The organism is Dyadobacter bucti (genome assembly GCF_005869225.1).
Taxonomy (GTDB): Bacteria; Bacteroidota; Bacteroidia; order Cytophagales; family Spirosomataceae; genus Dyadobacter; species Dyadobacter bucti.
In genome coordinates, this window is sequence record NZ_SWFP01000010.1 from 144,560 (window position 1) to 169,586 (window position 25,027).

The window sequence follows — 25,027 nt, forward strand, 5'->3', positions numbered from 1 at the left end:
CCTTGTTAATTGAATAGGAGTTCCAGGGTTTTTATTCCAAATGCCGGAATCGTAATGTTTTCCAGGTTAGCTTTTTCTTTTGTCTCCATCCAGTGCAGGGTTTTTATTTCCGATGTTTTCCCTGGCTGGATTTTGTCTTTGTCCAATTTTAAATCAAAAGTGGTCGGGAGAGCGCTGTTGTTGAGAACTGCAATGTAAATGCTGTTTTTGGAAGAGGACTGAAAAGTGATGCAGTCTATAGCCGGTTTGCCGGGCATGGCCAGGCCCTCTTTGATGACCAGTTTCGCTTTGTTTCCATAAACAGTCCCCGGCTCAAAACCATACGTCTGATGCGGGCCCACTTTCGGGGTTACAAACCCTCTTGGGGAAATAATCTGTCCTTTTGAGCGTAGTTCGGTTTCCGATAGCAGGAAATCGGTGAGCCAGCCAATCTGCCACCATGCATGGTGCGGATAAGGCCCTGCACCTTTGTTCATGGCGTTCCAGTAGTAAGACGCGACGCTGGTTTTGCTGTCGACAAAAGCATCCCGGCCAATAGCGGCAGAGCGCGCCATATCGGCAAAAATCTCTTCCCCCGTCAGTTGGTACATACGGATGAACATACCCGCGTGACTAGCCAGCTGAATAGGTCCGTGACGGGTTGCCGAGCCGAAGGTGCTGCCATGTTCGAAACTCAGGCCTGTCTGACTGATTTCCCAGTCTTCCCTTTTTACACCATTAACATCCTTTATTTCGCGACTTGCGATAGGATGCGTGTAAACCGATGCCGTATAGATTTTGGCGCAGGTGATTGCCGCATTCTGGTAGCGCTTGTCTTTTGTAAAATCATATAAATCCAGAAATGCCTGAGCTGATTGGCCGGTAGCAAAGTCGGGAGCATAGCGGGCATCGCCACATACACCCAGAAAAGCACCGGTTTCGACAGAATTTTTGATCAGCCAGTCGGCTCCCTTTTGAGCAGCTTTCAGGTATTTTTCGTCTTTTAAAATACGGTATGCTACGATCAGGCCATAAAATGTGGGGCGTACGTCTTTGATATCCTGAAAAATCTCCTTTTCGGTCTTACGATCGTAGGCTACCGCCCAGCTTCCGTCCGGCTTTTGCCAGCTCAGCAATTTTTCAGCCCCAAACCTGAGGCGTTCTTTCAATTCGTTATTATCCGGCTCAAATAAAAGCATATTGCCAATATCCAGCATCACATAGTAGGACAGTGCGATAGGCTCAACGACCTCGCCCCATTCCTCCACAAATTTTTTGCTTTTGGCAAGATAATACTGGCCCTCGACTGCGCCCTTGAAAAATCCGTCTTCCGTCTGTTGCTGTACAAGCTTGAAATTCAGTGCCGGTGGAAGAACTTTCTCAGCAAGCTCCGGATCAGCGGTTGCGTGGGATAACATCCACATCGCGCCGTAATCGGAGTTTTTCATTGCATCCTTATTGGAACCAACAACGCCACCGAGATATGACTGCGCCCCGATCTTTCTGCCTTTGAATTCTTCAATGTTCCAGAGCGAAGTTTTTGGGTCGGTCAGGTAATGGTGCATTTTTTCGATACGGTCGGTGAGCGACTGTTTGCTCTGCCGCAATGCCAGCGTTTCCTTGAATTTGTAGATATCATAAGCCGCATGTTTCACCGCTCCAAACCAGTCTCCGGCAACCAGACTATACCGGAAACCATAGCTGATCTCCTCACCAGGCTCCCGCAGGGATTTTTCTTCACCCAAAACCGGGTAATAAAGGGTGGGAGAGAACTGCGCCCGGCGGTTCATGTGGGACAGGCCGATATGCCAGTCGATCTGGGTTATTTTGTCCTTTGCCCAAGGATCGCGTGCAAGGCCGGGATTGGGTATTACAGATAAAGTAATGCCATTTTTTGTGCTCACCAGCGGGCTGAGCGTGGTTGCGCAACGTTCGCGGTACACAACAGGACGGGCCGGAATTCCATGCCCGTAGGCCAATGCAAGCGCAAAATTTTCCTGAACGAGATTTCCCTGAAAATAACCCGGAACCGACGCCCAGGCCAGTTTTTCCCGGCTTGCCGTACCGAGGGTAGGAGTAGCCAGAGAGAAGTAGCCTTTCTTTTTGGGAAGGAGTTTCATCGTCACTTTTACATCGCCCGAAAACGTCGGATCCAGCTGCCAGTTTGCAATGATCGTAGCCTCTTCGGTTTCTTTCCTGAATTCAATTCCGTCTTTCGTCGGTTTTATGTTTTCGGGAAAAAAATGAATTGCTTTTCCGGCTTTGTTCAATGCCACGTCGGTAGTGCTTTCTTTCCATTGCAGCTCCTGGTAATGGTAATTCTCCTCAGGGAATTTTCCGCCTGTGATCTTTTCAAAGGTCTCTTTGGGTTCGGCGGAAGGCTTTGTTTCGGAATAGAGCAAGGTGTATTCTCCTGACGGAACCATGGCTTCTACCCATTTTCCTTCTTTTTTAACCAATAATTTACTGATATGCCACCCATCTTTTTCATTATTCCAAAAGATTTGGATATGGTCGTTTCTGAGGCTTTCCGGCAATTTCTTTTGCGCCATAACAAAACCCAGGCACATTGCCCAGCATATCAGGGTCAGGATTGATTTCATGTGATTCATAATTAATTGTTTTCCTCTCCCATTTATATTCCCTTTCTTCCGCCCTCAGGGCGATGCCCCGGGCAGAGGTATCTGAGCCCGTTGGGCTCTGTCTTTTTTTTATTTTTCCCTTTCTCCCATTTACATTCCCTCTCGTCCGCCCCGGGCGATGCCGCGGGGCTCAGGTATTTGAGCCCGATGGGCTCTTGGAGATTGGGCCCTGCGGGCTCTGCTGATATGTTTCCTTTGCCATTCCTCCCTTTCCTCCATCTTCCCTTTTCTCCCTCAATCCAAATAGCACCTTATTTCAAAGATTTTCGCCAGGGGGTCGCCGTGGGTTTTTTGAATGGTTATTCTGATTGAATCGGCTTCCGTGGCTTCGAAATCGTGACGGGCCAGTCTTAGGAAATTGTTCTGTATTTTGATCGTTTTTGCCGGTTTTCCTTTGCTTTTGATCTCGATCGTGTAATCGGAAACTGTTTCAGTCTGTGGCCCTCGTACCTGATTTTTGTACACGCTGTCTTCCGGAGAGATCCTCAGAAAACGGTTCAAGCCGGTATCAAAACTGAGCTGGATTTGGTTCATCCGGGCTGGTTTGTCCCATTGCAGTTCAATCCAGGTCTCGCCGTTTTTCATTTCGGCCTGCCATTGGTGCGTTTTACCGTCTTTGATGTTCCGGTTAATGCCATCGATCACATTTGCCGCGGCGCCGTCTTTGGTGGAAGATGAGGCTGTTGTTTTTGCACTTTTCGCCAGATCCTTATCGTCCTGGTTTTGCACACCGAGCAGCGACTGGTCCTGGCGTAACAATAACTGTTGCAGCTTGGAAATATGTTGCTCCTGGTTGCCAAGGGTCGAGGGCAAAATGTTGTTTTTATTACAGTATGCCACGGCGGTGCCCATCGCCTGGCCCATGGCGGCACAGGTAGCCATCACACGGGTCGATGACAATGCTACGTGGGAAACACTCACGTTTCTGCCCGCCATCAGCAGGTTTTTGATGTTTTTACTGTAAAGCGACCGGAAAGGAATAGAGTAAGGGCCGGCCAGTTTGATAGACCGGAACGGGGCGATTCCGGTGCTGTTCATTCCTTCTGGTGGGTGATCGTCGAGCGGCCAGCCGCCGTACGCCACGCGGTCGGGGAACATTTTCGGGTTTTGGATATCATCTTGCTTCATGATATAGTCACCCGTGAGCCGTCTGCTTTCCCGTTTTCCGGGGATCATGCCCACCCAGGACAATGCCCAGTTTTCCGACTCGGGATGGTTGCCGGAATTTTTGATATAATCCCACACGCCGAACAACGTCGCCAGCAGGTCGTGCCGGATCTTCTGCCCGTCGCCCACGATATCTTCCAGTCCACCCAGTTCCAGCCACCAGTAGCCGTATTCCCACTGCGTGATTTTCCGGTGTACAAAATCCTTGGTCGTATATTTTCTCGCCCAGGAGGGTGGCGTGTAGGGCATTTTTTTATCATGTTTGCTGGATGTGAAAAGCAGGCTGTTACCCATTGTGTTCAAATCCGCTTTCTCTACTGCCAAAGATTCGCCCCACTGGCTGGTGGCCTCCCGTCCGCGCATGAAATCCGCCCCGGCACGTGCCCCCAAAGTTCCGTCACCGGTGCAGTCCGCAAAGAATTTGGCTTTGATTTCAAACAATTCCTCGGTTTGTGAGCAGATCGCCGTGATGGTTTTGATCTCGTCGCCCGCTACTTCCAGGTCATAAAAAGTAGTGTCAAGCAAAAGGGTAATGTTCTCTTCCGAAATCACCTTGTTATAGATCACAAAATCCCACATTTCGTACGACCGCTGCGGGTTTTCCACGGCTTCGGTCAGCACCAATTCTTCGAGTATCCCGGTTTCCCGCCACACCTGCTGCAACGCGCTCGCTCCGGAAATATGCATACGGATTTCGCTGCTGGCATTGCCGCCCAGCCGTGAGCGGTTATGGATCAGTACGACCTTACTGCCGTTCCGCGCAGCAGCAATAGCCGCACATACGCCCGACATTCCTCCGCCTGCGATCAGGAAGTCGGTTTCGAGCTTTTTCTTTTTATAAACGTCTTTGTTGATCTCGAATGCTTTTTGCTCCGCTTCCCGATCATAAATAGTAATTGGGTCCATGAAAAACATGCCGGCGCCCGCACTGAGCGACCTGATAAAATCTCGTCTCTGGGTTTTCATTTTCTTTAAGGGTTAGGATTTGCATTTAACTTTGAAAGTACTTTCTGCTTCTGGTTTTCATTCAATTTAGGCATGTTCTCGACCAGCGCATCCGTTGCGGCCGGGGTCAACCGGGTGTCCTTTAATTTGTTCAGTATTTCGTTCTGCATCTTGAACTCTACTTTTCCGAGCAGCTTTACCAGATTGAGCTGATACGCTTCCGACGCCCATATCCGCGCAGGGATTTTTTCAATTGCAAAATAGGGCACATAAGAACCGCCTTCCGAAACCAGCCGTATCACCAGCGCTGCATATTGATCAAAATCCTGATCGGCGATCTGGTTCAAAGCATAATACTGGTAGTGGGCATTGTCCGATGCCAGCATTTTTTTTAGAATTTGCCCGTCGATCAGCGGCTTGGCGTGTTCCTGTATCTTTTTGGCAATGTCGCCATTCACAATATGCCAAAGGGTGTAAGTACTATAAAGCGCACCTTCCACGACTTCGTCTTTGATGGCCGTATTCGTCGCGCCGGATACCGCATCGACCACAACCGCTGACTGTTTTTTTCTATCTGGGTCCAGCAGCGTTTCTACGGCATGGTCACGTAGGGACGATTCGGTATTGCCCAGGATGGATTTCAGTTTTGCATGATCGTTTTTGGTAAATCTGATGTGATCAAATTTGGTGAGCGGGTTTTTTCTGGGTGTTTTGTAATCTTTAAAATTTCCCAGCAGGTCCCAATATAAATCGATCGTTACCAGGTAGCATAGCGTATCCTCACAAACCGGTGTTTTGATCCGGCTGTAATAGCTGTCCGGCAAATTGTTTTTGTCATAAATCAGATCAATCTGTACCGGAATACTGTCTTTAATGGTTGTTTCAAAGGCCAATTCCCTTCTTTCCTGCCGGTTCAGAAAAGAGCAAAAACAGATCACCGCACCCGATAGCAGGATAAAAATCAAAGGTCCGGTCATAGTCTGTTTTTTCATTCACTTATCAATTTTTCGCTGCCGTTTCGGTGATCATATTCTTGATTCCATCGGTGGCGTAAGTGCGCAGTTTCCCGGAAGTATCCGAATAAATGATGTACACATCCATGTCTTTTCGTTTTTCGAGAAAACGCTTCGTTTCTTCCAGTCCCATTACAAAAAAAGCTGTGTCATATCCGTCAGCGGTGATCGCGTCATTGGCAAAAACGGTGACGCTCAGCATCGAACTCTGTTCCATCGATCCGGTTTTGGGATTGATAATGTGGTTGAAAATCTGGCCGTTCTTTTCAAAATGGTTCCTGTAATTTCCTGCCGTAGTCATAGCCCGGTCAGTGAGCCGGACGGTACTGTAAAGCGTACCGGGCAGGAGCGGGTTTTCAATACCGGTTACCCAGGGTTTGCCCTCATCTTTATAGCCTTTGCAAAGGATTTCCCCGCCGATCTCCACCATAAATCTTGTTATACCCTTACCCGACAAAAAAGCTCCGATCACATCCACCGAGTAACCTTGGGCAATGCCATTGAAATCCAGTCTGACATGCTCCCTGCTTTTACTTACCATCGTAGAATCGAAACTGACCTGCTCAAAACCGACGAGTTTCAAAAGCGAATCGATACGGGCTAACCCGGGGTTCAGGTTCTTTTTCGGCCCAAAACCGTACGCTTCCACCAGCGGCATCACAGTAGGGTCAAAAGCGCCGTTTGTAGCCAGAAAAATCTCTTTTGATTTTTGCAGTACCGGGTAAAAATAAGGCCCGTGAAATCGTACAGCATGGGATTTATTGAATGTCGAAATCTCGGAATCAGGCCGGTAAGTAGACAGGCAACGATCAAAATCCCTGAAAATCGAATCCACATCCTTTTTGAAATCACGCTTCTGATCGTCATAATATTTGATACTGTACGTGGTACCCTGCGTCTCGCCGTGGATGGAGATTAACGGGGTGCCCTGGGCTGCCAGTTTCTTGAAAGAGGCAGATAGCCAAATGGTTGTGATGATCAAAAGAAGCGCAGTATTTCGCATTGAATTTTTGTAAGGGTTAGGGCTGGGGTGCCAGCGTTTCGCCTTTCAATATAGTAACCAATTCGTCCAAATGATCCTGGTAAACCCCTCTCGGACTGGTTTTGTGTTTTTTTGTCAGATAAGACGCAAATCCCACCACTTCGCCCATCATTCCGCAAGTCCGCATGACGCGTGTGCTGCCGAATGCAACGTGGGTTGTGCTGATATTTCTTCCGGCCATAAACAGGTTCTCAATGTTGCGGGAGTACAGGCAGCGGTAGGGGATGGTGTACGGGGCGACTTTGATATGTTTGGTACCTGCAAAGAATTCCTGTCCTTCAAAATATTTGCTGTTTTTTGGATCGGGGAAATGCAGGTCGATTGTCCAGGTGGCGGTAACTGCGCCGTCAGGGTAAAATTTCCCTTCCTGAATGTCCATTTGGTTCAGGATATGGTCGCCGAGCAACCTGCGTGACTCGCGTTTCCCTCCGATGTAGGCTACCCAGGCCAGTTCGCTCTTTGCATATTTGGCTGCTTTGTTGTTTTTCAGGTAAGACCAGTTTCCATAAATCGCCCTCAGATTATGGTCACGGATCTTTTCGGCCTCATAAATGGTATTGAAATTCCCGAAGCCGGTTTCCCATTCCCAATCCGCCTTTCCTTTGTCGATATGGTATTCGTCCGAAAACTGCAATGCCCAGGGAGTGGCGGGGAAGGAAGAAACAGAATCTTTTTCCAGAGAAGCCCATAAATTGGAAGTGCCGAGCGTAAAATCATCAGCCTTTTCGGACGCCAGCGATTCCCCTGTTTCGGCTTTGCTTTCGCGGCCCATCCTGAAATCGGCCCCGGCCAGAAAACCCAGTGTCCCGTCGCCGGTACAATCAGCGAAAAACGATCCCGAGAACCGGTATTCCTGGTTGGTAGCAATGTTGCGGCCGGTTACCGCCACGATAATGTCCTGTTCCTTTTCGACCTGATCTACGTGGGTGTTGAGGAAAAGGCTGATATTTTTTTCATCTTTCACAATCGCGATTTTTCTTGCATCGCCATATTCCCTGGCATCCGGATTACCGTTGCCGGGATCGCCATTATCCATTTCACGAACAATCCTGCCCAGTTTCGGGTAATGGTTTTTGTCGACATCACCCATCAAATGCACGCGGATTTCGGAGCTGTTATTGCCTCCCAAAACCGGCCTGTCTTGTATGAGCGCCACTTTGAGGCCCATGCGGGAAGCCGAAATAGCCGCACAAGTACCGGCGATGCCACCACCTACTACTACCAGATCAAAATGTCCGGCTTCGGCTGGTTTGCTGGTCAGGTTCAGCTGTTTTCTTCTGAAAGCAAGCAGTTCCTCCTCTTTGTTGGGTGGAGTGAATTTGGATGCATTTGTAAAAAGGATGGCATCACATCGGCCGTTGAAGCCGGTAAGGTCTTTCAGCGCGAGTTTTACCTGATCGTTTTTGATATCAATTTCTCCGGCCGGGTACCATTTCCATTCGTCCGAGCCGCTTTCTCCGAAGACTTTATTGACTGCCTGGCCGTCGATAACCAGCTGAAATTTTCCCGGGCCTTTTGGAAAAGGGGCCCAGTCTTTGGTCCTTACCCAGATATTGTATTTGCCTTTTTTTGGGAAATTCACAGTCGTGGCAGCATCTTTTACAGGTCTGCCCATGCCGTGCGCCATCAGGTACGACGAGTGCATGACACTGAACGACTGCTGGTCGATGACCCATCCGCCTTTGTCCGCGAACGATTCGGTTTCCACAAATACATGCTCCTGTGCCGAAACCTGTAATGCCAGCAAGCATAGCAGAAGAATCCTGAGGGTGGTTTTCATATTTTTTCTTTTTAGTTAACGCTCGTTTTATATTGTTGTATTCTGGTAAGTGTCTCTTTATCCCGGGGAGTGAATTGTTCCAGTACCCTGTAAATTTCACCGGCATCGTCAGTTTCCGCTTCCAGCAGCCTGGCCGATAGCTGATTTAATACAGGTTCCGGCAATTGCGGCTGTGCTTTGAGAATGGAAAGCATGTTTGTGAATTGCTCGTGGTTGGATTTCAATAGGTTCGAGGTGAGGCTGGAAGCGAGTTTGCCTCCGACCGGCATCTCTTTCATTTTTTTTAAAATCGCCATCTGCAGAGTGTAGTTAGACTTTTGGTATGTTTCCCACAGCCACTCCTGCATCTGCTCATCTGCGAAATGCTTACCTGCCAGTTTTTGCAATGCATATTTGGCTGTAAACACATTATCGCGCCTGATCAGCTTCAAAATATCGTCGAGATAGGCTTTGCGCGCTTTGCCTTCGATGCTGATCACCCGGTCCATCGCCCAGTACTGGTAATGGTGGTTGGAGCTGTTCAGGAAAGTATGCAGCATAGCATCGTTGTTATAGCCTTCCGTTATTTTCTGCATTTCGGGTACCACCTTACCATGTGCGATGTGCCACAATGTGAAACAGGTGTAAACGGCCCCGTCGATGACCTCATTTTTGATCGTTTTCAGCGTTGCGCCCGTTTTGGCATCTACCGAATCCGACAGGTTATCAGTCCCGGAAGTGATGAGGTCTTCCATTTTCAGATCGGCGAAAATGGAGGCGGGTTTCACAATAATTTCCTGCAGTTTTTCATAATCCTCTTGCTTGAATTCGTCATGATCAACCTTTGTGAGGATCTTGCCGGGAGGCAGGTCGTAGTGGGTGTAGTTGCCCAGCAGGTCCCAGTAAAAATTGATGTAAACCGGTTTGCATTCATTGGTATAACAGACCGGCGTGAAAATATTCCTGAAAAAATAGAGCGGTCTGCCACTTTTGTCGAGCGCCAGTTTCAGGGTGTAGGTCAGCGTGTCATTTTCAGTGATGCGAAATTCCCTGATCTTCCCGGGCGGCATTTTTCCGTTTTCCAAAATACCTGACGCACCTTTCCCCGGAATGCAAAATGCCGGGGAAAAGGTGATCAGGACAAAAAAAATGGTTTGAAGCAGCGTGCCCATCATATCAGGTTTACTTATTTCCATTCAGGATTTTGTTCCAATTTTGGATTGGCATTGATTTCGTCCTGCGGAATCGGGAAGTATTTGTTTTTGGGCTGTACGTTCCTGACCGGGTACACGCTGTTCACCGCTTTCGGGATCACCGTCAGGAATTTGCCTGTCCGGGAAAGGTCGTACCAGCGATCACCCTCCGCAAAGAACTCCCATGCTCTTTCCTGTAAAACTGCATCAATGAATGCATCCTTTGTCAGGCCGATCGGCAGGTCAGCAAGTCCAGCCCGTTTTCTGACAGGATTGATAAAACCGTATGCAATAGCAGTGGCCCCGTTCAGGCGGGCCTCAGCTTCGGCTGCGATGAGATACATATCCGGCAATCTGAAAATGGGTATGTTCGGAATGAAACCGATGGTAGAAACCGGGTCCTGGTATTTTTTGATCAAAACACCCTGAGGGGTTATGGGGGTAATATTTTTTTGCGCGATTACCTTTCCGTTTTTATCAATGTAATTGGTGTCCAGCAAAGTCCTGCGTTTGTCTTTCGGGTCAAAGGAGTCGAAGAATGCTTGGTAAGCGAACATCGAACCGTAGGAAGTTTTGGCATAAGCGGGAGCTGCACTTCCCGGAGGGCCGCAGAGGCCTACCAGCTGGTGGCTGTTTCCCGGGGAGATCGGGTCCACTTCATAAGCCCACATGTTCTCGATTCTGGCGGCATCTTCCATATCGTACCGGTACACATCCTTAACCTCCGCCATCAATGCATACTTGTTGGAGTTGATCACCTCTTTGGCCTTTTCAAGCGCTTTGGCATAGTCTTCATTGTAAAGGGCCGCTTTGGCATACAATGCATTCACAACTTCTTTCGACGGGCGACCTTTGTCGACTGCCGGATAGGATAACAGACCCGCAGCCAGTGCCTGATCGAGGTCGCTGTAAATTTGCTTATAGACATCCGCTTTCGGGCTTTTTGCCGTAATAGCTTCTGCTTCGGTATAGCTGGGCGTAATTTTGATGACGATATCACCAAAGTTTTTGGTTAAAAACCAGTGGTAGAAAGCGCGTAGAAAATAAGCTTCCCCGATGATCTGTTTTTTTCTTGTCTCGTCCATCGACGCGTCGGGAACTTTGGCGATCACCCAGTTTGCGTTTTCGATGCCATTGTATGAAGCAGCCCAGATATGCTGAGGCGATTCGTTGACCCGCGCATTGCTTTTCTGGGTGGTATAATTGACGTCATAGGTAAACAGCGTCAGCGTATTGCGGCCCACCACGCCACGCGGATAGGTAAGGTCATCGCTGAAATCGGCGACGAGCGTAAGCGCGGGAGCGGCTCCAAGGCTTTTCAGTGCACCATAAGCGCCGATCAGGCCTTTTTCTGCGTCCGCGGCAGTTTTATAAAATGCTTCGGTATAAATGGAAGAGTAAATTGTTTCATCCAGTTCGCAGGAGCCGAGCAGCATTGATGCCGCGATCATCCCCGACAGGCAGGTTGTTCTTTTAAATATTGTTTTCATTTCAATGATGAGTTTCGGTTTGGTTTAGAAAGTGACTTGTATACCTCCTAAGAATGATTTTGCCTGTGGGTACACCAGATTATCCACGCCAATGACGGTATTGGAACCGGCGTATGTATTCACTTCCGGATCGTAGCCGCTGTATTTGGTGATGGTGAACAGGTTGTTGGTGCTCACGTACAAACGTATTCCGTGAATCGGACCAAAACTTGGGATAGTGTAGCCCAGTGTCAGGTTTTTGCAGCGGAGATATGAACCGTCTTCTACCACATAGTCTGAGATCGGCAGCCTTCCTCCCTGGTACCCGCTTACATACTGGTTGCTTGGATTAGTAGGTGACCAGCGGTTGGCGACACCTTTCATGAGGTTGCGCTGACCCAACGGGTTTTCGAACGACAGGCGGCTTGCGTTATAGATATCATTGCCCTGCGAGCCGGAGAAAAATGCACCGAAGTCAAATCCCTTAAAGGAAAGATTGGTAGAAAAACCGTAGATGAATTTAGGGTTTGGGTTACCAACGATCATTTGATCGGCAGCGGATATCTGGTTGTCGCCGGTTACGTCTTTCAGCTTGTGCCCGCCGATACGTCCGTCGTAACCCGGCAGGATTGCATCGCCGGTTTGGTTAACACCGTCAAAAACATAGGATTTGAACAACCCCAAAGGCTCGCCGACTTTGAGAATGGTATAAGTAGTGATGAATTTTTCATTGGTCACACCTTCATCCAGGCTCAGTACCTTGTTCCGGTTGATCGTAACGTTGGCCGATACGTCCCACTTGAATGCACCATTAAGGATCCTCGCGTTGGTGGCAAGTTCAAGCCCCTTGTTGAGCAGGGACGCGTAGTTCCCGGTCATATCCGCATAACCTGAACTGAGCGGCAATGTTTTGACAAACAACAGATCGAGCGTTTTTTTGTGATAGGCATCGGCGATAATGCTGAGCCTGTTGCCGAACAGGCTGATGTCTAGTCCGAAGTTGGTCTGGATAGAACGTTCCCAGCGCAGGTTAGGGTTGGCAATACCTGTGGGGCTGATGCCTGTGAGGTAAGCGTGGTTAAAAATGTAGTCTTTACCCGAAGCGGAAACCGTAGCGAGCGACTGGTAGGGCGATATGCCCGCTGCATTTCCTGTTAAACCATAGCTTCCGCGGAGTTTAAGGTCGGAAAGCCAGGAAATATTTTTGGCAAAATCCTCTTCAATGATACGATAGGCGGCCGATACTGCCGGGAAAACGCCGTATTTGTTATTAGCCCCGAAATTGCTGAAACCGTCCACACGGGCAGTAAGGTCAAGGAAAAACTTGTCCTTAAAGCCGTAATTGATGCGTCCCATATAGGAATCGAGCCGCTGGCTGGTACGATTGCTTTTAACGGTCCTGGTGAGGGCGAGCTGAAGTGCCTCGTTTTGGGTAGCGTCATTTGGAAAACCGGTCGCACTGATCTCATTGGAGTTTGCAAGCTCGATCTGCGTACCGAACACACCCGTTGCCTTGAACGTATGGTTTTTGCCGATGTTGGTACTGTAGGTAAGGATACTTTCGTGCAGCAGCGCCAGCGCATTGCCGTTGATTTTGCTTCCGCTGCCGGAATTGTCGTTCAGGTCGGCCCTGTTGATGATGGAGCGCGGAGAGTAATAGTTGTAAAGCTCTCCTTTCTGGTCGACATTGAAAGAGGCGCGGTAGGTGAGGCCTTTCAGGATATTTGCTTCCCCGTAGAGGTTGATCAGTGAGCGTTTAATGGTTCTTTCCTGCAAAACGGAGGCAAATTCAAGCGGGTTTTTCACTTCTCTGTATTGACCAGCCCCCTGCTCGCCAAAGGGGAAAAGGGTGCCGTCGGGACGGTAGGGCTGTAATGTAGGAGGAGCACCCAGTGCAGCCCCCAGTATTGAATTGATGGAACTGTCGGTGTTTTCAATTCCTGTGGTCACACCATCATTGACAGAATAACTGCCGAGGATGCTCGTCCCTACTTTAAATATTTTACTGATCCGGTGATCCAGATTAAGGCGATAGGAATAGCGTTTGAAGCCGGAGCTCATGATGATCCCCTTCTGATCAAAGTAATTGAGGGAAAGTGCTACCTGGGTTTTGTCGTTTCCACCGTTGACCGAAAGCTGGTGGTTCTGGATCGGCGCTTCGCGGAAGATCATTTTCTGCCAGTTGACACCTTCGCCCAATGATGCCGGATCGGGGTAATTATTGTTTTTGAAAACTTCGTTTTCCAGTTGGGCGAATTCGGAAGCGTTCAGAACGTCAAGCATTTTATTTGCCTTTTGTGTCCCGTAGTAACTGTCGAAAGTCACCCGGGTCGCACCGCTTTTTCCTCTTTTGGTGGTGATCAAAACGACGCCGTTTGCAGCGCGCGCGCCATATATCGCCGAGGCCGACGCATCTTTCAATACCTCTACGGATTCAATATCATTGGGATTGATAGTCGACAATGGGCTTACGTCGGTAATGCCTCCTCCATTGGAAATCTGTATCCCATCCACCACGTAAAGCGGCTCTGATGAACCGTTGATGGAGTTGGTGCCCCGGATCCTGACACTGACGTTACCACCCGGAGAGCCGGAGTTCTGATTGATCTGCACACCCGCAACCCGTGCCTGCAAGCCCTGAGCGATATTAGCGACGGGTGTCTGTACAAGGTCTGCGGCTTTTACCGACGCGATAGAACCTGTGGTTTCGACTTTGCGCTGGGTTCCATAACCCACTACTACCACTTCTTCCAGCGCTTTTGTGTCAGTTTTAAGCGTGATGTCAATTACCGAGCGATTGTTAACAGCGATCTCTTCTTTCAGGTAGCCGACAAAAGAGAATACGAGCGTAGCGTTCCCGGCCGCCTCTAAGGAATAAGTACCTTCTACGGTTGTGAGCGTACCTTGCTGCGTACCTTTTACGGTAACGCTTGCGCCGGGAATTCCCTCGCCTTTTTCATCCGTAACCTTTCCGGTGACGGTAGGAGACTGTGCGAGGGTTCGCTGGCTTATACCGCAGCCAAGGAACACCAGCAAAAACAGACAGAGTATTTTTTTTAGCATATCAGGAAGAGTTTAAAGGTGTGATAAATTGGAATAATACAAATAAATATCAAGTTTTAAGTGAAGAGCCATTTTGATTTTTTGTTTTTTAGTAGTGCCAAATCGTCCCCAAAACGTGATTTTGTATGAATATAAAAGTAGGCTTGATCGAAATCAAGATGCTTTTAGGGCTATTTATTCCCGAATTAACGCAAAAAGTATCGGTAACGTTTGCGAATACGTTACCGATATATGATTATGCGGATGATTTATTTGAAAAAATTTGTAAATTAGATTTTGGGTGAAAAAATGGCTTTTCTTGTATTTGAAAAAGGCTGAATTGAAATAATACAAAAAACGAAATGATAAGTTGTCCCAAGTGCAATGATGTAAGCATGATTATGAAGGCCGGGTATATACGAGGAAAGCAGCGGTATGTCTGTAAGTCCTGTACATACTTTTTTACATTGAGGGAAACTGACGCACTCACGCCGGGGAGAAAGAGCAGAAGGCACCAAACGACGATCATCGATATTGCGAAATCCCTGGGTGTTTCGAACTCAACTGTTTCACGCGCGCTGCACGGGCATGCGGATATCAGTCCGGAAACGAGGCAGGCTGTGTTAAACATGGCGATCCAGCTGGATTACCAGCCCAATCAGCTCGCGTATAATCTTGTGAAAAGCAGTACGAACACCATCGGTATGATCGTACCCGAATTTCATAACTCATTTTTTCCCAGCGTCATTGTCGGAGCACATGAGGTGCTGACAGCCGCAGGTTATAACCTGACGATCATGCAATCCAATGAATCGTATCAGACCGAAGTGGCGAATACACATGCCATGCTGGCCAACCGCATCGATGGGCTGCTGATATCGGTCACGCAGGAAACCAATAATTTTGACCATCTTATTACCTTTGAAAAAAGAGGGATTCCTATGATCATGTTCAACAGGGTGTCCGATAAGGTGGTAAGTCCGAAGGTGGTGGTCAATGATTTTGAAGCTGCGTTCTGGGCAGTCGAGCATTTGATATTTAACGGCTATCATCGTATAGCCCACCTGGGCGGTCCGCTGAATTTGCTGGTGAGCCAGGAGCGGTTGAGAGGGTACCGGGCAGCAATGGAGAAACACGGGAAGGTGATTGAGGAGACTATGGTGGTGGATGGCATACGCTCTCCGCAACAGGCTAAGGTATATGCAAACCATCTGCTGGAATTAACGAACAAGCCTGACGCCATATTCGCGTTTAACGATCCGTCGGCGATAGAAATCATGCTTCTTGCGAAGGAAAAAGGGATCCGGATTCCAGAGGAGCTGGGTGTGGTGGGTTTCAGCGACGATTCTATTTCTACCTATATAGGCTCAGGCCTTACTACGATCCGGCAACCGACCCAACTGATCGGTAAAACCACCGCTGAGTGGATCCTGCAATTGGTAGAGTCGGAGGATCTTGACCTGCATCAGAAAAAGATATTGAACACGGAACTGATCGTGCGGGGGTCTTCTAGGCGGAATGGTTTGGTATAGCCACGGATACACGGATTTACACCAATTGATTCGTGCAAATCCGTGTATCCGTGGCAAGGTATTATTCCGAGTCCTTATACAGTCCAAACTCGCTGATTGCGACGCTGACGGGGGATTTGGTAATTCTCAGTCTTACTTTTTGTGTAGTGACCGGTACCTTCAATTTTACGATCCTTTTCGCGCCTACGCTTGTTCCTTTATGAATTTCTTTCCAGGCGTTTCCTTCCCAGGTATCAACAGCAAATTCTTCGATGCGCTGTCCCAGTTTGATAAACTCCTGAAGTGATATGATATCAAAGGTAATTGGCTGGCTCAGATCCACTGTTACTTCGGGTGTTTTGAAATCGTCATCTGTTGCCCAATAAGTCTCGGGTTTACCGTCAAGGATATTTTTCGCACTGTATATGGAATTATAACCTCTCACATTAACTGCCTTTGAACCGGCTCTTGCGATCAGGTTTGTGGCAAATGTTTGTTTTACGTGATCACCAAATGCTTTTAGTGCTGCCACATCATCGTCATGCAGCAGTCCGCGGGTATCCGGCGCAAGGCCCAGGTCAAGTGCTGCACCGCGGCCAACGCTTTTCAGGTACAGATCAAAAAGTTTCTCAGGTGTTTTAGGTTTTTCATCAGCGTGATAAAACCATCCCTTACGTAGGGGAACGTCGCATTCAGCCGGGATCCAGAATTTCCCGTTCCTTGTTCCGCCAGGGTTTTCAGTTGCATTGGCCTGACCAGGTACCGCTACATTTTTACCTTCGGACGGTTTCGGGGTGAGGGTTGCCCAAGAAGTTTCGTCAACGGATCCATCTTCATTTCCCGCCCAGCGTACGTCCCAGCCAATGTCGCTGAAAATATTGGCAGTAGGCTGTAATTTGCGGGTCAGGTTTGTCCAGGTAGAGTCCCATTGGTAGTAAGTTGTGTTGTCGATAGACCGTTTTTCACGGGCGCCCCCATAATAGCCGTCACCACCATTTGCGCCGTCATGCCACGACATAAACAGTTCGCCATAGTTTGTGTAAAGTTCGCGGAGCTGCTCGCGGTAAATAGCAAGATATTCCGAAGTTCCGTACTTCGCATTGTTGCGGTCCCAGGGAGAACAGTACACGCCGAATTTCAACCCGTGTTTTCGCGCAGCGTCCGCTACCTCCTTTACAAGATCCCCTTTTCCATCTCGGAAAGGACTTTTGGAAATATTATAATCTGTCGTTTTTGTTGGCCATAGTGCGAAACCATCATGGTGTTTTGCAACCAGGACAATGCCTTTCAGTCCACCCGCTTTGGCAGCCAGGACGATCTGCTCTGCGTTAAATGAAGACGGATTAAATGTTTTTGGATCAGCATCCCCAAACCCCCATTCTTTATTTTCGAATGTCGTGGGCGTGAAATGAATAAGTCCGTACACTTCTATGCCGTGCCAGGCAATCTGTCTGGGAGCTGGCAACGCGCCGTACGATTTGGGAGGGGATTGAGCAAATGCATAATTGCCGAAAAGCAAAACGAATGCTAGTAATTTATACATGTAGTGCATTAAGATATTTGCTAAGTGGGTTTAAAAATAAAGGGACTTTGCGATAATTTCTAATCGTTTCGCGGATTTAGCATTTTTCTCTGCCACCATCTAATTGATAACAAACAAATAAGCCGGTTGTTGCCCTGTTTCGGTTATAGTTTTAGGAGGAATTGAGATTGTTCCGTCTTTTAAACGCAATGCTTTTTTGTTGCCGGCAAGGGTAATGCTGGCATTCGCCGGTAGGCTCAGACCTTCCGGTTTCAGGCTGGCGGGCAGATTTTCACCGGCATCGGCCAGATAGAACGCGTATGTAGTGGTGCCTTTTTTTGTGTATGCCCATTTGCCGCTGCGATAGGGTGCCAAAGGTTTTGTTTCGTAAATGCCGATACTATTGATAGTCATCCATTTTCCGATTTCTTCAAGACGCTGATAGGCTTCTTCGTGCCATTCGCCATCCGGGCCGGGTGCCACATTCAGCAGCAGGTTTCCGCCTTTTGCCACGATATCAACCAGGGTATGTACCAGTTTTTGAGTGGATTTGAAATTCTCCTTCGGGATGTAAGACCAAGAATCGCCCATGGTCATGCAGGATTCCCAGGGAATGGACATATAATGATCAGGAATCTGCTGCTCGGGTGTTACATAGTTCTCAAACTCGCCGGTCACAGTACGGTCGACGACCAGCAATCCCGGCTGGTGTGACCGGGCCATTTTTGCAATCCGCGCCATATCGATATCCTGGTCGTATGGTATTGTTTTTTGCCAGCTGATATTGGGATCAATGGTACTGAAAGGGCGGATCCAGCCCCCGTCAAGCCAAAGGATATCGACCGATCCGTAATCAGACATTAACTCTTCGATCTGGTTGTAGGTGAAATCCTTGAATTTGTTCCAAAGTTCAGGACGTTTCTTGGGGTCATAAGATACGTTACGGTCTTTTGGCGGGAAATATGGCCACCAGTAGTGTTCGGTATGCCAGTCGGGTTTGGAAAAGTAGGTGCCGGTCATAAATCCCTGGTTCCGGAAAGCCGACAATACCTCCTTGGTTACATTGGCTTTCGGGTTGGATTTGAAAGGAGTATTGGTGATTTTGTAATCGGTGTATTTGGAGTCGAACATGGCAAAACCGTCGTGATGCTTGGTTGTAAAAACCACGTATTTCATCCCGGCGTTTTTCGCTGCCTGGGCCCATCTTTCAGGGTTAAATTTCACGGGATTGAAAGTTTTAGGGATTTCCTCGTAGGCTTTTTTGTATTCATACCAATCGTGGGAGTGAGGGCCTCTTCTTTCACACCAGCCTTCGTCTTCCGGGCAAAGCGACCACGACTCTACAATACCCCACTGGCTATACGTGCCCCAGTGCATCAGCAGCCCGAATTTAACGTCCTGCCATTTGCTGAGTTTTTGTTGAACTAACGGGTCCGTAGGCGCTACATATTTGGAATGGTCCTGTTCCGAATGCTGCTGCGCATGCAGACTTCCCGCAAAAAGTAAGCCTGCCAATAACAGGCTTTTGATCGTTTTGAATTTCATTATTTTATGGTAAAAACTTAAAATTTTTTCTTTCCTTTTGCTTCTAAATTTAATCTCTCTCGTTCGCCCCGGGCGGTGCCTCGGGGCAGAGGTATTTTAGCCTTTCAGGCTATTTTTTGGACCTTTTATTTTTCCTTTTGCTTCTAAATTTAATCTCTCTCGTTCGCCCCGGGCGGTGCCTCGGGGCTGAGGTATGGGAGCCTTTCAGGCTTGGGTGGGTGCTACGTACATCTGGTTCCTCCCGTTCCTCCATTCCTCCATCGTCCCATTCTACCTACCTACCTTCCTTCCTCCAAATCACGAGAAATAACTCTCCGCATTAAACACCTTTCCTTTTCCGCCCTTTTCGGTGACGGTATAGTTAAAGCCTTTCTGCACAGAATATGCGCCTACTTCACCTTGTTTGTTGATGGCAATGAAGCCGACCTGGAAAGTTTTGGCGCGTTCGGGATTGGGCTTCACAATGCGTTCGATCGCTTTTTTACATGCCTCGGCAGGTGTAAGCCCGGAACGCATCAACTCGACTACAAGGTGGGTGCCGCAAACCCGGATCACTTCTTCACCCTGTCCCGAAGAGGTTGCTGCGCCCACTTCATTGTCCACAAACAATCCCGCGCCGATAATGGGGGAATCGCCAACCCTGCCACGCATTTTGAAGCCCATACCGCTGGTGGTGCACATACCGGAAAGGTCTCCGCTGGCGTCCAGCGCAATTGTACCCATGGTGTCATGGTTAAACGAGCCGTCTTCCAGCCGTGAGGGGGCGAAGGGGCCATGTCCTTTGGGGTGTGATTGCTGGTGTTCAATGTTAATGACAGGTTTATACTCTGCTTTTTTCAGCCATTGTTTATATGACTTTTCCGCATCGGGTGATAGCTTGGCGGATTCCAGTTTAAAACCGTTTGCCAAAGCAAATTGCTGTGCACCTTCACCAACCAGAAAAACATGAGGGGTCGTTTCCATCAGTTTTCGGGCGACGGAGATCGGGTGTTTGATCCGTTCTAAAAACGCAACAGCACCGCAGTTCGCCTTTTCATCCATAATGCATGCGTCAAGCGTCACATGTCCGTCGCGGTCGGGATTCCCGCCAAGGCCCACGCAGCAGTTGATATCATTTTCAATCGCTATTGCCGCCTGTTCGACAGCATCCAGTGCTTTACCGCCTTTTTCCAGAACCGGCCATGCAGCGCCATTCGCAATCTGACCACTGTCCCAGGTGGAGACGATGATCGGCTTGTTGACGGCAGTTTTGCCGAAAAGTTTCGTGGCCGGGGCGAAAGGCAATGCCAGTGCTGAAAAGCGAAGGAAGGAGCGACGGTTGGAGGTCATCGAAGTGTATATCAGGTTTTGGTGAATTTAAAGATGAGGTACTGTCTGTGGATATTTAATAATTTTTTAAAATATAGGTGTGAGATATTTTAATTTTTTTTCAAATATACCGGTCGCAGGATTAGATGCCAATGAAGTAGCAAAATTTAGTTTAACTGTTTTATTCAATATTTAATACGGCAACCTGCTAACACGGCTAAATAAAATATGGAATTGCTGGAAAACAGTTATATATGTCAAAATCCGGCACGGCTATTTTTGAACAGGTTTTCTGTAACGCTGGAAAGGAATCAGGAGGAGATTGTTGATCCGGCTGTTTTCCTCGGGTTTCAAATGCGTATCAATTCCGTAAATAATGCTTTTCTGGTCTATCGTTTGCATGGTGCCGAAAATACGGTCCCAGACGGAAAAGATGTTTCCATAATTGGAATCCGTATAGGGCTGCACATAATGATGGTGAACATGATGCATATTGGGGGTTACGATCAGGATACGCAGAAACGCGTCCAGCTGGCCGGGTAGTACGATGTTGGCGTGGTTAAATTGAGACAGTACTACTGAAGAGGACTGGTACAGAAAAACCAGCCACATCGGGGCACCTGCTATCAATATTGCGAAGGTCGTAAAGACAAACCGGATAACACTTTCGCCGGGATGATGCCTGTTGGCGGTAGTGGTATCTACATGCTGGTCGGAGTGGTGAATAATGTGAAAACGCCACATCCATTTTGTTTTATGCTGAACAAAGTGCGCCAACCAGGCACCCACAAAATCGAGCAGCAACAGCCCTCCAATAGCCTGCACCCAAAGCGGAAGCTGGACCCACTGAAGAATGCCGAATTTGTTGATGACTGCCCAGTCGCTGGTGGCGACCAGTACAAAGGCAAGCATGAAGTTGACAATTATGGTAGTCAGTGTAAAGAAGACATTGATACCCGCATGCCGCCACTTATTATATGAAAACCTGAAAAGCGGCCAGCCATCCTCGATCAACCAGAAAAACATGATTCCTCCGATCAGAATCGCGCTTCTGTGGGCTGAGGGAATGTGTTCGAAATAGTCAATCAGTACCTGCATGATCCAGATTGTTAAGTAGTTGCAGTGTTCTACAAAAATAAACTTTTTTGAAATTTACTTTCGTTTTCCGAGGCTTTTATTCGGTGGTGGTTCTGACAAAGAAAATAATAATTTTTACCAGGCTGGATAATGTTCATGACGAAAAGAATAATTTTGGCTGGTTTTGAAAGTTGAATACCTTCTACAATTTTTGAGCATGATTTCCCAAAAAGCTAGTGTCGATGTCGCTGTTGTTGCTTACGGAAAACCCTATCAAACCGCTGTGTCGCTTTTGACATTATTAAAACATTCCGGTGAATGGATCGACAAAATTTATTTTGTTGAAGAAAAAAAACAGCCTGAATCGGTAGATTTTAAATTTATCACAGAGAAATTGGGTGACAGAGTTATTTACTACAAGCCATATTTCTGGTTTTGGGTAAGCCGGGTAAGTAAAACCCTTCAGATGTTCAGGCCGTACCGTCAGTCTATCCGCTATCAGTATGCCTGGGAAAAAACGGATAAGGATTATCTGCTGATCATGCATAACGATATGTATTTTACGGGAGATCTTGTAGGGGAATATTTAAAAGGTATCGGTGATCATACCGGAATCGGGAAAATAGGGCAGTGCTGGAACTGCCCGGCGTTTTCAGCAAATGTTTGCGATGGCGACAGCTATACCCAATTCCGTCCGCAATATGACGACGTGCTGGAACTGTCTGCCAAATATCCCGGTGCGCGAAGCGATATTTACAAAGAATTTATAGACCCTGCCCGGCCCTGGCCGCTGCCCGAATGCCGACTCAACGAATACGTGGCTTTGATTAACATGTCTAAGGCAAGGAATGCGACTGTCCCTCTGGGCAAGGCAGCTCCGTTTGGTGTGTTAAATGTGATTGATATAGGCGTGGAATGGTTTGCAGACCTCAACAACGCAGGACATACTTTTGCCAACTTTGACTACGATCCTTTTGCTATCCATAGTTGGGTAAGCCTTAAAAATGCCGGTCATGCGGCGCTGTTTGATAAAGATTTGTACCGACATGAGGAGGCAGTTGCTCTGCAATGCCTGAAAGATGAATTTGGTTTTGTTCCTTGAGACTAGGCCGGAAGATAAATTCATCGCTTACCTTTACAGAAATAACAGACTATACACTCTTGAATTTCATGAATACTTCTAAAAAAGCGAGCGTTGATGTTGCTATTTCCGCTTATGGAAAACCTTATCAAACCGCTGTCACACTTTTCACACTATTAAAACATTCGGGTGAATGGATCGATAAAGTTTACTTCGTCGAAGAAAAAAGACAACCGGAACCTACCAATTTTCAGTTTATTTTTTGTCAGCTGGGGAGCAGAATGGTATACTACAGACCATATTTCTGGTTTTGGTATAACAAGGTTAGTAAGCCGCTGCAGAAACTGAGGCCTTACCGGCAGGCGATCCGGTACCAGTATGCCTGGGAAAAAACCGATAAGGATTTCTTGCTGCTGCTCCATAACGACGTCTACTTTTCCGGCGACCTTGTTGGTCAGTATCTGGAAAATATCAACGGGCATACGGGGATCGGGAAAATAGGCCAGTGCTGGAACTGCCCGGCATTTTCGGCATCCGTTTGTGATGGAAACAGCTATACTTCATACAAACCCGACTATAAGGGCATTATGGAGCTTACGGCAAAATTTCCGGGATCCAGGAGCCATTTATATGAAAATGTGATCGAGAAGGATGTGCCGTGGCCGTTGCCGGAATGCCGGCTCAATGAATACGTGGCGATGATCAATATGAAAAAAGCGCGGCCGGCGACAGCACCTTTTGGAAAGGCTACTCCAATTGGCGTGCATAACAAGCTGGATACCGGGGTAGCCTGGTTTTCGGATGTCAGCAATGCCGGACACACTTTTGCCAATTTTGACTACGATCCCTACGCCACACACAGTTGGGTGAGCTTGAAAAACGCAGGGCACGATGCCATGTTTAATAAAGACCTTTACAAATATGAAGAGTCTGTGGCCCTGCAATGTTTAAGGGACGAATTCGGTATTGATCCCGAAAAATGACGCGTGTTACATCATCAATTTTCTTTTTACATCCATGGCTCTGGCAATTCGGGACCTTCATCAGCGGTATGGCGATCTGGAAATTTTATCCGTTCCATCTTGGCAGGTTAATTCCGGTATTTACTGGATTCAGGGGGAGAACGGCGCTGGAAAGTCAACGCTTTTCAGGACGATTTCAGGCATGCTCCCTTACCAGGGGAATATCGTTCTGGATGGTAAATATGATTTAAAAGCAGACCCTGTGGAATACAGGTTACGGCTAAACCTCGGAGAGGCCGAACCGCTGTATCCCTCATTTCTCACACCGGCCGACCTGGTGGCCTTTGTGGCGGAAGCTAAACGAAGTCCTGCCGGCCAGGCCGATATGCTTATCGACGCCTTCGGTATCAATTACCTGAAAAATCCGTTCGGCAGTTGTTCCAGCGGGATGGTTAAGAAGGTTTCCCTCGCAATTTCGTTCCTGGGAAACCCGTCGGTGATTATTCTGGACGAACCCCTTATAACAATAGATCAGGATGCCCGGGCTGCCTTGTTTGGACTCATCAAATCGTACCATCAATCCGGGGTAACTTTCCTGCTTTCCTCCCACCAGACGTTCCAACAGGAAGGTCTGGCTGTGTCGCAGACCTTTGCACTCAGAAACAAAACGCTTGTCAGCATCCCCGCGCTATGAAAATGCTGATGCTTTCGACGGTCTCCGAGTTTTTCAGGCAGAGAGCGGGGATGTTTTTTGTGTTAATGGGTATGCTTTTTGGATTTCTGAGCGGAGCTGAACACAGGGCTTTCGCGCTGTTTTTTCTGACAGGCTCCTACGGAATGCTTTACCTTTTTGCGATCTGGCTTTGTTATACTTTATTGAGCCTGCAGTTCGTGAGTAATCTCTGGAAGCAGCCCGACTATGCTTTTATTTATCATGTCCGGATCTGGCCTTTGTATAAAAGAGCCTATCGGTTTGCGATGCTTGCAATCGGGTTTTTGCAACCCATATTGTACTACGGCGTTTACCTGGTTTCCATTGCCGTGCAGGATAAAGCAATGTATCGTCTCCGGGCTGTTCCGTTTTTTTATTTCTTCCTCATCCTTATAATCGTTTCCGGGGCAGAATGGAGGATTCGAAATCCGCAACTCTTTGTGGCAAGGGAAGGCAGGAGCTGGATAAAATGGCCTTTTCCACGAAAAAATTCCTGGATTTACTGGTCACTTGAGTGGCTTTTCAGAGAGAAAGGTGTGACGCTGCTGGCCGGAAAGCTGGGTTCTGTTCTGGTCGCTGTGTGCACATTGCTGTATTATTTAACCGATACCTATGATCTGCGTCTGCCGGCAGTCGGATTGTCGCTGGCGTATTTACTGAACATTGGCATATCCTATGAGCTCTATAGGTGGGAAAGCGACGTGTGGCTCTGGGGCCGGTCGCTGCCGGTTTCCGGTCTGAGGCGATTGGGGAGGATAATTTCAATACACGCGATCATTATTTTGCCGGAGACACTGGTGGCAGTCCGTAACGGTGCCCTTACTTTTTACGAAGTCTTGCAATTGTATACGCTGGGGCTGGCGGTACTGTCTTTTGTCCACGTGTTTTTTTATAGAAGAAGCCAGTCGCTTGAAGACTCCATTCAAACCGTTCTGTTTGGTTTTGTCGGGCTGACATTGTTGATTTTGTATAAAATCCCCTTGCTGCTGATTGCAGCCTGCATATTCATTTTTGCACTTTACATTTTTCCGAAATGGTATCGGGTCTGATGTGTGAGC

Annotated in this window: 18 protein-coding genes; 6 read left to right on the forward strand and 12 right to left on the reverse strand. The window is 47.9% G+C overall.

The features are described 5' to 3' along the window. Nucleotides 1-5: 5 nt before the first annotated feature. From FBF61_RS27980 to FBF61_RS28015, 8 genes are all read right to left on the reverse strand, one after another. Entirely contained in the window at nt 6-2,591 is a 2,586-nt protein-coding gene (locus tag FBF61_RS27980; protein ID WP_374756635.1) for a glycerophosphoryl diester phosphodiesterase, read from the reverse strand. Nucleotides 2,592-2,855: 264 nt separating this feature from the next. Beyond that, on the reverse strand, nt 2,856-4,754 hold the full coding sequence (locus FBF61_RS27985) for an FAD-dependent oxidoreductase (RefSeq protein ID WP_138483698.1): 1,899 nt from the start codon (nt 4,752-4,754) through the stop codon (nt 2,856-2,858). A gap of 5 nt (nt 4,755-4,759) precedes the next feature. Continuing rightward, nucleotides 4,760-5,725, reverse strand: a complete 966-nt coding sequence (locus FBF61_RS27990; protein ID WP_138483701.1) for a hypothetical protein — start codon at nt 5,723-5,725, stop codon at nt 4,760-4,762. Between the two features lie 7 nt (nt 5,726-5,732). After that, nucleotides 5,733-6,749, reverse strand: coding sequence for an FAD:protein FMN transferase (locus FBF61_RS27995; protein WP_138483703.1), 1,017 nt, complete (start codon nt 6,747-6,749; stop codon nt 5,733-5,735). A 16-nt stretch (nt 6,750-6,765) separates the two neighbouring features. Next, nucleotides 6,766-8,568, reverse strand: a complete 1,803-nt coding sequence (locus FBF61_RS28000) for an FAD-dependent oxidoreductase (RefSeq protein WP_138483705.1) — start codon at nt 8,566-8,568, stop codon at nt 6,766-6,768. A gap of 11 nt (nt 8,569-8,579) precedes the next feature. Continuing rightward, nucleotides 8,580-9,743 (reverse strand): hypothetical protein, encoded by a 1,164-nt coding sequence (locus FBF61_RS28005; RefSeq protein ID WP_205748323.1) that lies wholly within the window; start codon nt 9,741-9,743, stop codon nt 8,580-8,582. Further along, entirely contained in the window at nt 9,734-11,230 is a 1,497-nt protein-coding gene (locus FBF61_RS28010) for a RagB/SusD family nutrient uptake outer membrane protein (RefSeq protein WP_138483707.1), read from the reverse strand. Before FBF61_RS28010 ends, FBF61_RS28005 begins: the two co-directional genes overlap by 10 nt. Before the next feature lie 24 nt (nt 11,231-11,254). Next, a complete protein-coding gene (locus FBF61_RS28015; RefSeq protein ID WP_138483709.1) occupies nt 11,255-14,272 on the reverse strand; it encodes a SusC/RagA family TonB-linked outer membrane protein in 3,018 nt (1,005 codons plus the stop codon). 125 nt (nt 14,273-14,397) lie between these two features. Between FBF61_RS28015 and FBF61_RS34740 the strand changes: the two genes are divergently transcribed. Next, nucleotides 14,398-14,556: a hypothetical protein gene (locus FBF61_RS34740; protein ID WP_166444623.1), complete on the forward strand. Its 159-nt coding sequence runs from the start codon at nt 14,398-14,400 to the stop codon at nt 14,554-14,556. A gap of 57 nt (nt 14,557-14,613) precedes the next feature. Continuing rightward, a complete protein-coding gene (locus FBF61_RS28020) occupies nt 14,614-15,783 on the forward strand; it encodes a LacI family DNA-binding transcriptional regulator (RefSeq protein WP_138483712.1) in 1,170 nt (389 codons plus the stop codon). Between the two features lie 61 nt (nt 15,784-15,844). Here the strand turns inward: FBF61_RS28020 and FBF61_RS28025 are convergent, their stop codons facing one another. From FBF61_RS28025 to FBF61_RS28040, 4 genes are all read right to left on the reverse strand, one after another. Further along, nucleotides 15,845-17,305: an alpha-L-fucosidase gene (locus FBF61_RS28025; protein ID WP_138483714.1), complete on the reverse strand. Its 1,461-nt coding sequence runs from the start codon at nt 17,303-17,305 to the stop codon at nt 15,845-15,847. A gap of 99 nt (nt 17,306-17,404) precedes the next feature. Continuing rightward, nucleotides 17,405-18,829, reverse strand: a complete 1,425-nt coding sequence (locus FBF61_RS28030; RefSeq protein WP_138483716.1) for an alpha-L-fucosidase — start codon at nt 18,827-18,829, stop codon at nt 17,405-17,407. 297 nt (nt 18,830-19,126) lie between these two features. Continuing rightward, nucleotides 19,127-20,158, reverse strand: a complete 1,032-nt coding sequence (locus FBF61_RS28035; protein ID WP_138483718.1) for an isoaspartyl peptidase/L-asparaginase family protein — start codon at nt 20,156-20,158, stop codon at nt 19,127-19,129. Nucleotides 20,159-20,410: 252 nt separating this feature from the next. Beyond that, entirely contained in the window at nt 20,411-21,235 is an 825-nt protein-coding gene (locus tag FBF61_RS28040) for a sterol desaturase family protein (RefSeq protein ID WP_138483720.1), read from the reverse strand. 196 nt (nt 21,236-21,431) lie between these two features. On the opposite strand from FBF61_RS28040, the gene FBF61_RS28045 reads away from it, so the two are divergent. The 4 genes from FBF61_RS28045 to FBF61_RS28060 all read left to right on the forward strand — a co-directional run bounded on the left by FBF61_RS28045 (nt 21,432) and on the right by FBF61_RS28060 (nt 25,018). Next, the gene (locus FBF61_RS28045; RefSeq protein ID WP_138483722.1) at nt 21,432-22,316 is read left to right on the forward strand and encodes a hypothetical protein; all 885 of its coding nucleotides are present in this window, start codon (nt 21,432-21,434) and stop codon (nt 22,314-22,316) included. A gap of 68 nt (nt 22,317-22,384) precedes the next feature. Further along, complete coding sequence (locus FBF61_RS28050) at nt 22,385-23,278, forward strand: hypothetical protein (protein ID WP_138483724.1); 894 nt, start codon at nt 22,385-22,387, stop codon at nt 23,276-23,278. Nucleotides 23,279-23,312: 34 nt separating this feature from the next. After that, on the forward strand, nt 23,313-23,951 hold the full coding sequence (locus FBF61_RS28055; RefSeq protein ID WP_138483726.1) for an ABC transporter ATP-binding protein: 639 nt from the start codon (nt 23,313-23,315) through the stop codon (nt 23,949-23,951). Next, nucleotides 23,948-25,018: a hypothetical protein gene (locus tag FBF61_RS28060; RefSeq protein ID WP_138483728.1), complete on the forward strand. Its 1,071-nt coding sequence runs from the start codon at nt 23,948-23,950 to the stop codon at nt 25,016-25,018. The genes FBF61_RS28055 and FBF61_RS28060 overlap by 4 nt, the downstream gene beginning before the upstream one ends. Nucleotides 25,019-25,027: the final 9 nt, after the last annotated feature.